Raw genomic sequence first — 204 nt, forward strand, 5'->3', positions numbered from 1 at the left:
CTGCCCAATCATTGTTTTCCTGGTACTTGCGTACCCAAGAATAAACACGTTGATAACTAACGTTATACTTCTCAGCAGCCGCCTTATAGTTGTTGTCATGGTCAATCGTCCATTGAACGATACTCTCCTTTTCATCAAAGGTTACTTTTCGTCCCATTCTTCTAGCTCGCTTTCTCGTTGTCTGATTAACGGTAAGGTTGCCAC

The 204-nt window shown here is 42.6% G+C and carries 1 protein-coding gene; it reads right to left on the reverse strand.

Annotated elements, in window-relative coordinates:
- The coding region (locus QOS10_RS09715; protein ID WP_283595224.1) for a helix-turn-helix domain-containing protein at positions 1-204 on the reverse strand (204 nt) is incomplete at both ends.

Source organism: Limosilactobacillus galli (genome assembly GCF_947381495.1).
In the GTDB taxonomy this organism is placed as follows: domain Bacteria; phylum Bacillota; class Bacilli; order Lactobacillales; family Lactobacillaceae; genus Limosilactobacillus; species Limosilactobacillus galli.